At 71.9% G+C, this 11566-nt stretch carries 8 protein-coding genes; 7 read left to right on the forward strand and 1 reads right to left on the reverse strand.

The window, feature by feature from the left end; genetic code table 11:
* Positions 1 to 41: 41 nt before the first annotated feature.
* The 3 genes from AC4IJH_RS19700 to cimA all read left to right on the forward strand — a co-directional run bounded on the left by AC4IJH_RS19700 (position 42) and on the right by cimA (position 4737).
* Positions 42 to 1370: an MFS transporter gene (locus AC4IJH_RS19700; protein ID WP_490853084.1), complete on the forward strand. Its 1329-nt coding sequence runs from the start codon at positions 42 to 44 to the stop codon at positions 1368 to 1370.
* Between the two features lie 118 nt (positions 1371 to 1488).
* Positions 1489 to 2802, forward strand: a complete 1314-nt coding sequence (locus AC4IJH_RS19705) for a S28 family serine protease (protein ID WP_490853085.1) — start codon at positions 1489 to 1491, stop codon at positions 2800 to 2802.
* Between the two features lie 309 nt (positions 2803 to 3111).
* Positions 3112 to 4737 (forward strand): citramalate synthase, encoded by a 1626-nt coding sequence (gene cimA / locus AC4IJH_RS19710; protein ID WP_490853086.1) that lies wholly within the window; start codon positions 3112 to 3114, stop codon positions 4735 to 4737.
* A 190-nt stretch (positions 4738 to 4927) separates the two neighbouring features.
* Here cimA and AC4IJH_RS19715 read toward each other — a convergent pair whose 3' ends face one another.
* Positions 4928 to 5551: a YceI family protein gene (locus tag AC4IJH_RS19715; RefSeq protein ID WP_490853087.1), complete on the reverse strand. Its 624-nt coding sequence runs from the start codon at positions 5549 to 5551 to the stop codon at positions 4928 to 4930.
* Positions 5552 to 5812: 261 nt separating this feature from the next.
* On the opposite strand from AC4IJH_RS19715, the gene AC4IJH_RS19720 reads away from it, so the two are divergent.
* The 4 genes from AC4IJH_RS19720 to AC4IJH_RS19735 all read left to right on the forward strand — a co-directional run bounded on the left by AC4IJH_RS19720 (position 5813) and on the right by AC4IJH_RS19735 (position 11475).
* Complete coding sequence (locus AC4IJH_RS19720; protein ID WP_490853139.1) at positions 5813 to 8137, forward strand: polysaccharide lyase 8 family protein; 2325 nt, start codon at positions 5813 to 5815, stop codon at positions 8135 to 8137.
* Positions 8138 to 8440: 303 nt separating this feature from the next.
* Complete coding sequence (locus tag AC4IJH_RS19725) at positions 8441 to 10024, forward strand: acyl-CoA carboxylase subunit beta (RefSeq protein WP_490853088.1); 1584 nt, start codon at positions 8441 to 8443, stop codon at positions 10022 to 10024.
* Between the two features lie 54 nt (positions 10025 to 10078).
* On the forward strand, positions 10079 to 10291 hold the full coding sequence (locus AC4IJH_RS19730; RefSeq protein WP_490853089.1) for an acyl-CoA carboxylase epsilon subunit: 213 nt from the start codon (positions 10079 to 10081) through the stop codon (positions 10289 to 10291).
* A 527-nt stretch (positions 10292 to 10818) separates the two neighbouring features.
* The gene (locus AC4IJH_RS19735; protein WP_490853090.1) at positions 10819 to 11475 is read left to right on the forward strand and encodes a DUF4360 domain-containing protein; all 657 of its coding nucleotides are present in this window, start codon (positions 10819 to 10821) and stop codon (positions 11473 to 11475) included.
* Positions 11476 to 11566 lie beyond the last annotated feature (91 nt).

An 11566-nucleotide genomic window follows, 5' to 3' on the forward strand; every position in this document is an offset into this window, starting at 1 on the left:
GCTCTTGCCGCGGTGCTGATCGTGGGCGACCGTGATCGGCTATGGGACGAGAGCAATGGAAGAAGATCTGGGTCGGCTCGGCCGGCAACATGGTCGAGTGGTTCGACTGGTTCGTGTACGCCAGCTTCGCGGTGTACTTCGCGGACTCCTTCTTCCCCAAGGGCAATGACACCGCCAACCTCATGAACACCATGGGGATCTTCGCCGTCGGCTTCTTCATGCGGCCGGTCGGCGGCTGGCTGCTGGGCCGGGTCGGCGACCGCAAGGGCCGCAAGGCAGCCCTCACCCTCACCGTCACCCTGATGTCCGCCTCGGCCGTACTGATCGCCGTCGCCCCGACCTACGCGGTGGCCGGCTACGGCGGTGTGGCGGTGCTGCTCATCGCCCGCATGCTGCAAGGCCTCTCCGTCGGCGGGGAGTACGCGGCCAGCGCCACCTACCTCACCGAGGCCTCCGCGCCCGGCCGCCGCGGCTTCGCCTCCAGCTTCCAGTACGTCTCCATGACCGCGGGCCAACTGCTGGGCCTGGGCCTGCAGATCGTCCTGCAGCGCACCATGTCCGAGGACGCGCTGCACAGCTGGGCCTGGCGCATCCCCTTCATCATCGGTGCGCTGGGCGCGGCCGTCGTCTTCTACCTGCGGCGCAACATGCTGGAGACGGAGGTGTACGCGGCCGACGACGACGCCCACACCGACCCCGACCCCGACCGCGGCACCATCAAGGCCCTGTGGGCCCACAAGCGCGAGGCGTTCCTGGTCATCGCCCTGACCATGGGCGGCACGGTCGCGTACTACACGTACACCACCTACCTGACCAAGTACCTCTCCAACAGCGCCGGGATGTCCAAGCCGACCGCCTCCCTGGTCAGCTTCTGCGCGCTGTTCGTCTTCATGTGCATCCAGCCGCTGGCGGGCCGGCTCTCCGACCGCATCGGCCGCCGCCCGCTGCTGATCACCTTCGCGATCGGCTCGACCTTCCTGACCGTGCCGATCCTGACGCTGCTCCAGCACGCCGGGAGCTTCTGGCCGGCCCTGGGTCTGTCCCTGCTCGCGCTGCTCGTCGTCACCGGCTACACCTCGATCAACGCCTGTGTGAAGGCCGAGCTGTTCCCCACCGGCATCCGCGCGCTCGGCGTCGCCCTGCCGTACGCGATCGCCAACGCCCTGTTCGGCGGCACCGCCGAATACGTCGCCCTGTGGTTCAAGAACGGCGGCATCGAGTCGGGCTACTACTGGTACGTCTCCGGCTGCGCCGCCGTCTCGCTGATCGTCTACCTCACGATGCGCGAGACCCGCACCATCGACCTGCACCGGGTGGGGGCCAAGGAGGAGGCGGGCGCGGCGGCGCCGCGGGTCGGCACCGCGAGCTGAGGCGCGTACGGCTTCCCGCGCGGGGGCAGGCGGCTCCCCCGCGCGGGGGAGCCGCACCGAGGGCCGGGCTTGGTTGACTGACGCCATGGCGCATACGAAGAGACTGCCTCCAACGACCATGGCGCTCTCGGTACTTGTGCTGCCGGCCACGCTCCTCGGCCAGGCCCCCACCGCGGCGGCGCACCCCCTCGCCGAGCGCACCGGCATCCTCACCCGCCTCAAGGCCGTCCCCGGCCTGCGCGTCCTGGGCGAGGCGCCCGCCCCCGCCGGACACCGCGCCTTCCGGATGGCCTACCGCCAGCCCGTGGACCACCGGGGCCCGGCCCGCGGCACCTTCGAGCAGCGGCTGATCCTGCTGCACCGCTCCACCGACCGCCCGACGGTCCTCTACACCAACGGCTACGCCCTCAACCCCGACACGGGCTTCGTCAGCGAGCCCGCGGCCCTGCTGGACGGCAACCAACTCAGCGTGGAACAGCGGTACTTCGAAGCCTCCACTCCCAGCCCCACGGACTACTCCGCGCTGGACATCCGGCAGGCCGCGAGCGACCACCACCGCCTGGTGCGGGCCCTGCGGCCCCTGTACACCCGCGCCTGGATCTCCACCGGAGGCAGCAAGGGCGGCATGGCCTCGGTCTACCACCGCCGGTTCTTCCCCCGCGATGTGCAGGGCACCGTCGCCTACAGCGCCCCCAACAACACCGACGACGGCGACGACAGCGCGGTGGACGCCTTCCTCGGCCGGGTGGGGACCGCGCGGTGCCGGGCCGCGCTCAGGTCCGCGCAGCGCGAGGCGCTGCTGCGCCGCGAGGAGATGGTGGCCCGCTATACCCGCTGGGCCGCCCGCACCGGCCGGACGTTCTTCGTCGTCGGCAGCGCCGACCGCGCCTTCGAACTCGCCGTCCTGCGCACCCCGCTGAACTTCTGGATGGGCAAGGACCCGGGCGACCGCGCCGCGATCCCCGCGCCGTCCGCCTCCACCGACGCGCTCTACGCCTTCTTCGAGGACGCCGGCCAGCTCCCCGTCCTGACCGACCAGGTCCTGAGCCGGGTCGTCGCCTCCTTCTGCCAACTGGGCACCCAGCTGGGCAACTTCGAGGTCAGGGCGGCGCATCTGGACGGGCTGCTGCGCCACCCGGGCGTCCAGCAGGCCCGTACCTACGTCCCCCGCGAGATCCCGCTGCGCTTCCAGCCGCGGGCGATGCCCGACATCGACCGCTGGGTGCGCCGCCACGGCAGCGAGCTGCTCCTCGTCTACGGCGAGCGGGACCCCGTACGCGCCGAGCCCTTCCGGCCGGGCCCCGGCAGCCGGGACACCCACGTCCTGCTGGCCCCCGGCGCCAACCACGTGGCGCGCATCGAGAAGCTGGCCCCGCGGGACAGGGCGCGGGCCGTCGCGGCCCTGAAGCGGTGGGCGGGCGCAGCGGCCTGATATCGCCCGGTCCCCGCCCGCATCGTGAGACCGCCCCGTGCTCCTCCGTACGGGTGTGGCAGACTGCGGCCGTGCTCTCGTTCGCCATGATTATTGGCAGCAGGCGCGCCGGTCCGCAGTGACCGCCCGTACGAACCGAGTACGGCGCGGACACCGTCGTCCCAAGACCCGCGCGCAGACCTCTCGCACCCGCGAGGGGTCTTTTCGTTTCCGGCCCACCCGCTGCCGGAGCGGAGCGCGCGGGATCATGGAGGGACGGTGGAGCCGGTTCTTCCGGTAGACCGAGATCCCGACAGGAGCCAGACCAGCATGACGGACACCTCCACGGACGCCCCCGACACCACAGGGCTGTCGGACGACTTCCATGTCTTCGACACCACGCTGCGCGACGGCGCGCAGCGCGAGGGAATCAACCTCACCGTCGCCGACAAGCTGACCATCGCCCGGCACCTGGACGACTTCGGCGTGGGGTTCATCGAGGGCGGCTGGCCCGGCGCCAACCCCCGCGACACCGAGTTCTTCCGGCGAGCCCCCGAGGAGATCGACTTCCAGCACGCCCAGTTGGTGGCCTTCGGCGCCACCCGCAAGGCGGGCGTACGGGTCCAGGACGACCCGCAGGTCGGCGCGCTGCTGGACTCCAAGGCCCCCATCGTCACGCTGGTCGCCAAGTCCCATGTCCGGCATGTGGAACTGGCCCTGCGCACCACGCTGGAGGAGAACCTGGCGATGGTCCGCGACACCGTCGCCTACCTGTGTGAGCAGGGCCGCCGGGTCTTCCTGGACTGCGAGCACTTCTTCGACGGGTACGCGCTGGACCCCGGGTACGCCAAGCGGGTCGTACGGACCGCGAGCGAGGCCGGCGCCGATGTGGTCGTGCTGTGCGACACCAACGGCGGCATGCTCCCCGCGCAGGTCTCCGCGGTCGTACGGACCGTACTGGCCGACACCGGCGCCCGGCTGGGCATCCACGCCCAGGACGACACCGGCTGCGCCGTCGCCAACACCCTGGCCGCGGTGGACGCGGGCGCCACCCACGTCCAGTGCACCGCCAACGGCTACGGCGAGCGGGTGGGCAACTCCAATCTCTTCCCGGTGGTCGCCGCCCTGGAGCTGAAGTACGGCCGCGCCGTCCTGCCCGAGGGCAAGCTCGCCGAGACCACCCGCATCTCGCACGCCGTCGCCGAGGTCGTCAACCTCACCCCCTCCACCCACCAGCCCTATGTGGGCGTCTCCGCCTTCGCGCACAAGGCCGGGCTGCACGCCTCCGCCATCAAGGTCGACCCCGACCTCTACCAGCACATCGACCCCGCCCAGGTCGGCAACAGCATGCGGATGCTGGTCTCGGACATGGCGGGGCGGGCGTCCATCGAGCTCAAGGGCAAGGAGCTGGGCGTCGATCTGGGCGACGACCGCGAGCTGGTCGGCCGGATCGTGGAGCGCGTCAAGGAGCGGGAGCTGGCGGGCTACACCTACGAGGCCGCCGACGCCTCCTTCGAGCTGCTGCTGCGCGAGGAGGTGCGGGGCCGGATCCAGCGCTACTTCACGGTCGAGTCCTGGCGGGCCATCGTGGAGGACCGGCCCGACGGCACGCACGCCAACGAGGCGACGGTGAAGCTGTGGGCCAAGGGCGAGCGGATCGTCGCCACGGCCGAGGGGAACGGCCCGGTCAACGCGCTGGACCGGGCGCTGCGGGTCGGCCTGGAGCGGATCTACCCGCAGCTGGCCGAGATGGAGCTGGTGGACTACAAGGTCCGCATCCTGGAAGGGCGCCTGGGCACCGGCTCGATCACCCGGGTCCTGGTCTCCACCAGCGACGGACACGGCGAGTGGTCCACGGTCGGCGTCGCGGAGAACGTCATCGCGGCGTCCTGGCAGGCACTGGACGATGCCTACGCCTACGGCCTGATGCGAGCCGGGGTGGAGCCGCAGGACTAGAAGTCCAGGCCCCGGCCGGGACCGCGGTGCCCGGCGCCTCCCGCACCTCCCCCGTGTCCCCCCGTGTGTGGGCAGGAGCGCCGGGCACGCTTCAAGGCTGCGCCCGGCGCCGCCCCGGGGGCGAACTGTTTCGGTGTGGACCGAAGGTCGGCCGGCGCCGGGGTGAGCCCGGCGCCGGCCCGGTCCTGGCTCAAGCCTGTTCGGCGGCCTTGACGGCGGAGATGTCGAAGGTCAGCTTGACCTTGTCGCTGACCATCACGCCGCCGGTCTCCAGCGCGGCGTTCCAGGTCAGGCCCCACTGCGAGCGCAGGATCTCGGCGCTGCCCTCGAAGCCGACCCGCTGGGCGCCGTAGACGTCGGTGGCCGCGCCGTTGAACTCCAGGTCGATGCTGACCGGCTTGGTGACGTCCTTGATGGTCAGGTCGCCGGTGATGCGGTACGTGTCGGAGCCGACCCGCTCGGCGGCGGTGGAGCGGAACGTCATCAGCGCGAAGCGCTCGGCGTCGAAGAAGTCGGCGCCGCGCAGGTGGGCGTCGCGGTCGGCGATGCCGGTGTCGACGCTGGGGATCTTGACGTCGATGGCGGCGGTGGAGCGGGACGGGTCGGCGCCGTCCAGGTGCAGCGCGCCCTCGTACTCGGTGAAGGCGCCGCGGACGTTGGTGACCATGGCGTGCCGCACGGTGAAGCCGATCCGGCTGTGCGCGGGGTCGATCGTGTAGTCGCCGGTCAGCGCGGCCAGCGCCGGGTCCGCCTCAAGGACGGCGGTGCCGGTGGCGGCGGATTCGGCGGTGCGCTTGCGGTTGAACAGAGCCATGGCTCCTCCTTGAGAACGGTTTGTTTAACCTTCAACGAGATTTACTCTAGGCCTATCTGGTTCAACATTCAACTTCTGCGGGGTTCCGCTACGCCCATTGCTGTCCCCCGCTCCCCGTGCTGCACTGGCGGCCAGCCTCCAACTGGCCGTACGCGCCGCACAGTTGGCGCTCCATGGAGAGGATCGCCCGTGCCGCCTCCCGCAGCCTTCTCCCGCAGAGGATTCCTCACCGCCGCCACCGCGGGCGCCCTCCCGCTCGCCATGGCCGACGGGCCCGCAGCGGGCGCGGGCGCGGGACGCGCGGCGCCCGATGAGTACGAAGCGCTGCGGCAGCGCTGGCTCGGCCTCCAGCTCGGCACCGGCTACGACCCCGCCGCCGAGCCGTACGCCGCCCGCCTGAAGGAGACCGGCGACCTCGCCCGCGGATTCCGCGCCACCATGGCGCCCACCGACACCTCCCTGTGGCCGGGCCACCCCTTCGACCCGCCCGCCGGCATCACCCGCAGCTACGGCAGGCTGGACACCATGGCGCAGGCCTACGCCCAGCCCGGCACCGGGCTCACCGGCGACGCGGGCCTGGCCGCCGACGTCCTGCGCGGCCTGGACCACCTCGAACGGCGCGTCTACAACCCCGCCACCACCCGCTACGGCAACTGGTGGGAGTGGCAGATCGGCAGCCCCCGGCTCCTCCTGGACACCGTCGCGACCCTGTACCCCCTCATCCCCGAGGACCGCCGCACCGCCCACCTCGCCGCCGTCGACCACTTCGTCCCCGACACGATGCTCGGCGACTACACCGGCACCAGTACGGGCGCCAACCGCGTCGACCTGTGCCGCGTCGTGGCCCTGCGCGGCATCCTCGGCCGCGCCCCCGCCAAGATCGCCCTGGCCCGCGACGCGCTCTCCCCGGTCTTCCCCTACGTCACCAAGGGCGACGGCCTCTACGCCGACGGCTCCTTCGTCCAGCACACCTGGGTCGCCTACTCCGGCACGTACGGGCAGGTCCTGCTGGACGGCCTGGGCCGGCTCTTCGCCCTGCTGCGCGGCTCCACCTGGGCCGTGACCGACCCCGCCCGGCAGATCATCCTGGACGGCGTCACCCACGCCTTCGCCCCGCTGCTGCACAACGGGCTGATGATGGACATGGTCAACGGCCGTGCCATCAGCCGCGGTTACCTGGCGAGCGACGACCGGCAGGTCATGCGCAGCGACCACTTCCACGGCCACGCGGTGATCGCCGCCATCGCCCTGCTGGGGCTGGGCACGGAGGAGGGGGAGCGGGCCCGCTTCGACGCCCTGGTCAAGGGCTGGATCCAGCGCGATGCGGCCCGGCCGGTGCTGGCCGACCGGCAGTTCCCCGTCGCCGATCTGGCCCGCCTGAAGGCGATCGCCGACGGCGCGGGGCCCGCGGCCCCCGAACCCGTCGCCCACCGGCTCTTCCCCGCCATGGACCGCGCCGTGCACCGCCGCCCCGGCTGGGCCGCCGCCATCGCCATGGCCTCCGACCGCATCACCTACTACGAGAACGGCAACGGCGAGAACCCGCGCGGCTGGCACACCGGCGCCGGGATGCTGTCCTGGTGGGGCGCGGACTTCGGCGGCGACCAGTACACCGACTCCTTCTGGCCCACCGTCGACCCCTACCGGCTGCCCGGAACGACCGTGTCCGCCAAGCGGCTCGCCGACAACGAAGGCGGCGCCTGGGGCGCGCCGCGGCCGGCCGTCCGCTGGGTCGGCGGCACCACCGACGGCGAGTACGCCGCCATCGGCCAGGACCTGCGCGGCCTCGCCTCGACCCTGCGCGCCAAGAAGTCCTGGTTCTGCGCCGACGACGCGATCGTGTGCCTGGGCGCCGGGATCACCTCGCGCGACGGCGCAGCGGCCGAGACGGTCGTCGACAACCGCAATCTGGGTGCCGAGGGCACCCACCGGCTCACCGTGGACGGCGTCCGCCAGCCGGCCGACCCCGGCTGGTCGGCCCGCTTCCCGCGCGCCCGCTGGGCCCACCTCGCGGGCCACGGCGGCTATGTCTTCCCCGGCGGCGGGCCCCTGAACGCGCTGCGCGAGGCGCGTACCGGCTCCTGGCGCGACATCAACACCGGCGGGTCGCCCGCCCCTGTCACCCGCCGCTACCTCACGCTCTGGCACGACCACGGCACGGACCCGGACGGCGCCTGCTACGCCTATCTGCTGATGCCCGGCGCCACCGAGGAGGCGCTGGCCGCCCGCGCCGCCGACCGCCACTGGCTGAAGGTCCTGGCCAACACCGACGCGCGGCAGGCCGTCGCCGTCCCCTCGCTCGGCCTGACCGCCGCCAACTTCTGGCTCCCCGGACGCGCGGGCGCGCTGAGCGCCTCCGCGCCCGCGAGCGTGCTGCTGCGGCTGCGCGGGCGCAGCGCCACCCTCCACGTGGCCGAGCCGCCGCGCACCGGCGGTGTGCTGGAGATCACATGGCACTGCCCGGTGCGCTCGGTGACCGCCCGGGACCCCTCCGTCCAGGTTCTGGCGACCGCCCCCGCGCTGCGTCTGCGCATCACGCCCGGCACCGCGTGCGCCACCCACGGCTGTACGGTCGCGCTGCGCTGAATACCGGGCGGTAGGCAAGCGCCCGCGAGCCCGGCCGGAGCCGCATCTGAGGTCTCGCTCAAGCCGTTGGTGCGGCCTGGGTCAAGCCCGGCTCAAGCCGTGGTCAAGCGGCGGACCACGACAACACCACCCGACCCACGTTTGTCGGGCCCATACAGACCGCCTCCGTCCGGCTCACCCGTCTGGAGGGCCGGGCTCAGGCCGCGTACAGGACGGTTCTGTCCTGCCTGCCCACGAAATCGAGCCTGACGTTGTACGAAACTGACATCGGTCCCGGGGGCCTTGTCCACGTACCGTCTATCCATGACCACTGTCGAAGATGCGCCCGCCGAGGCGAATGACGCCCGCGGGCGCGTCGCCGAGCTGCACGCCATCCGCGAGCAGGCCCGGCGAGGCCCCAGCGAGCGTGCCACCCAAGCCCAGCGGGCCAAGGGCAAGCTCACCGCCCGTGAGCGGATCGACCTGCTGCTGGACGAGGGCTCCTTCAGCGAGGTCGAGCCGCTGCGCCGGCACCGCGCCACCGGCTTCGGCCTGGAGGCGAAGAAGCCCTACACCGACGGCGTGATCACCGGCTGGGGCACGGTCCACGGCCGCACCGTCTTCGTGTACGCGCACGACTTCCGGATCTTCGGCGGGGCGCTCGGCGAGGCCCACGCCACCAAGATCCACAAGATCATGGACATGGCCATCCAGGCCGGTGCCCCGCTGGTCTCGCTCAACGACGGCGCCGGCGCCCGTATCCAGGAGGGCGTCTCGGCGCTGGCCGGCTACGGCGGCATCTTCCAGCGCAACACCAAGGCCTCCGGCGTCATCCCGCAGATCTCCGTCATGCTCGGCCCCTGCGCCGGCGGCGCCGCCTACTCCCCGGCCCTGACCGACTTCGTCTTCATGGTCCGCGAGACCTCGCAGATGTTCATCACCGGACCCGACGTGGTCCGCGCGGTGACCGGCGAGGAGATCACCCAGAACGGCCTGGGCGGCGCCGATGTGCACGCCGAGACCTCCGGTGTGGCGCACTTCGCCTACGACGACGAGACCACCTGCCTCGAAGAGGTCCGCTACCTGCTCTCGCTGCTGCCGCAGAACAACCGGGAGAATCCCCCGGCGGTGCACTGCGAGGACCCCGCCGACCGCTCGGGCGACGCCCTGCTGGACCTGGTGCCCGCCGACGGCAACCGCCCCTACGACATGCGCAAGGTCATCGAGGAGATCGTCGACGACGGCGAGTACCTGGAGGTCCACGAGCGCTGGGCCACCAACATCCTGTGCGCGCTGTCCCGCCTGGACGGCGAGGTCGTGGGCATCATCGCCAACCAGCCGCAGTCGCTGGCCGGTGTGCTGGACATCGAGGCGTCCGAGAAGGCCGCCCGCTTCGTCCAGATGTGTGATGCCTTCAACATCCCCATCGTGACCCTGCTGGACGTCCCCGGCTTCCTGCCCGGCGTCGACCAGGAGCACGGCGGCATCATCCGGCACGGCGCCAAGCTGCTGTACGCCTACTGCAACGCCACCGTCCCGCGCATCTCCGTCGTGCTGCGCAAGGCCTACGGCGGCGCGTACATCGTCATGGACTCCCAGTCCATCGGCGCCGACCTGACCTACGCCTGGCCCACCAACGAGATCGCGGTGATGGGCGCCGAGGGCGCTGCCAACGTCATCTTCCGCAAGCAGATCGCCGAGGCGGACGACCCCGAGGCCATGCGCGCCCGCATGGTCAAGGAGTACAAGTCCGAGCTGATGCACCCCTACTACGCGGCCGAGCGCGGCCTGGTCGACGACGTCATCGACCCCGCCGACACCCGCCAGGTGCTCATCCGCTCGCTGGACATGCTCCGCAGCAAGCACGCGGACCTGCCCAGCCGCAAGCACGGCAACCCCCCGCAGTAAGCACCACCACCCACCACCGCGCAGCACTTCCTGCGACTTGGAGACGAGAAGAAAGTGAACCCTGCCACTAGCAGCCCCATCCGCGTGGAGAAGGGCGAGGCGAGCGAGGAAGAGCTCGCGGCCCTGACCGCCGTCCTGCTGGCCCGCGCCGCCCACCGCCCCGCGGCCACCACGGCGGCCACCACCCGCCCGCACGCCACCGCCGCCCGCTGGCGCCGCCTGGAGCGCCAGTACGGCTTCCGCAGCGCCCGCAGCTGGCAGCGCTGACGCGCCACCGCGCACACCCGATGGGCCCCGCACACCACGTGCGGGGCCCATCGTCGCTTCCGCCGTCAGCGGCGGGACCTCGCAGGGGCAGCCAACTCGGCCACCACGGCGGGATGTTGTCCGGAGCGCACGGTGTGACCGGGTAGCCGTCCGGCGCGTGCCGCCAGACCGGCAGCGCCCACACCAGCGCCAGTGACCCCACCAGTGCACAGCACACCGCGGCGGTCACGCTCTGCTTGCCGACCGTGGCGAGCACCGCGCCCCACCAGACCGTCGCCGCCGCCCATGCCGGTACGAAGACCAGCGGCAGAGCGAAGGAACGTGCGGACGCATTGGTTCCGATATCGCGGGTCTGCCAGGCGCGGGCGAGAGGGCCGGGCGGCCGAATCAAGGCGTAGGTTCGCCTCAATACCTGGGCGTAGAACTGTTCAGGCCTAGATCCCCGTGCTGGCATGCGCTCGTCATCCCCGTCCCCTCGCCTCTGGAGGTCCTTCCCGGGGCCCCAGGGAAACCGGAAGGAAACGGCCATGCTCAGCACCCTTGGCACCGCTGCCGCCGCGGCGGCCCTGCTCTTCGCCGGTACGGCTTCGACCACCGCCGCGCCGGACCCCGAGACCGACCCGCCCACCGGCAAGATCACCATCACCGTCGCCACGGTCAACGGCTCGGGCTGCCGGCCCGGCAGCGCCGCGGTCGCCGTCGCGCCCGACAACACCGCGTTCACGGTGACGTACAGCGAATACCTCGCCCAAGCGGGCAAGGACAGCAGACCGACCGACTCCCGCAAGAACTGCCAGATCGCGCTGAGGGTCCATGTGCCACAGGGCTTCACCTACGCGATCGCCCGCGCCGACTACCGCGGCTACGCCTCCCTCGCCCAGCGCGCCAGCGGCCTGCAGCAGGCGAGCTACTACTTCCAGGGCCACCCGGAGACCGCACGCAAGAGCCACCGGTTCGCCGGTCCCTACGACGCCAACTGGCAGGCCTCGGACGAGACCGACGTCGAGCAACTGGTCTACGCGCCCTGCGGCGAACAGCGCTACTTCAACATCAACACCGAGCTGCGGGTGGACCACAAGGCCGCGGACCCGGCGGCCACCAGCTACATGGCCATGGACTCCACCGACGGCAGCATCAACACGCTGTACCACTTCGCGTGGAAGACGTGCCCGCGCCAGGGCTGAGCGGGCGCGGATGACCGGCCGGCCGGGCAGCCGGGCGAGCCGGTGAGCTGACGCGGGGGCCCGCGCGCACACCGCGCGGGCCCCTGTCGTG

The sequence above is a fragment of the Streptomyces sp. UF-297 genome, assembly GCF_058245575.1.

Bases quoted from the DNA above. Each gene is read 5' to 3' on its own strand.
- AC4IJH_RS19735 (WP_490853090.1), top strand. From the start codon at position 10,819: ATGCTCAGCACCCTTGGCACCGCTGCCGCCGCGGCGGCCCTGCTCTTC.
- AC4IJH_RS19725 (WP_490853088.1), top strand. From the start codon at position 8,441: ATGACCACTGTCGAAGATGCGCCCGCCGAGGCGAATGACGCCCGCGGG.
- AC4IJH_RS19705 (WP_490853085.1), top strand. From the start codon at position 1,489: ATGGCGCTCTCGGTACTTGTGCTGCCGGCCACGCTCCTCGGCCAGGCC.
- AC4IJH_RS19715 (WP_490853087.1), bottom strand. From the start codon at position 5,551: ATGGCTCTGTTCAACCGCAAGCGCACCGCCGAATCCGCCGCCACCGGC.
- AC4IJH_RS19720 (WP_490853139.1), top strand. From the start codon at position 5,813: ATGGCCGACGGGCCCGCAGCGGGCGCGGGCGCGGGACGCGCGGCGCCC.
- cimA (WP_490853086.1), top strand. From the start codon at position 3,112: ATGACGGACACCTCCACGGACGCCCCCGACACCACAGGGCTGTCGGAC.
- AC4IJH_RS19700 (WP_490853084.1), top strand. From the start codon at position 42: ATGGGACGAGAGCAATGGAAGAAGATCTGGGTCGGCTCGGCCGGCAAC.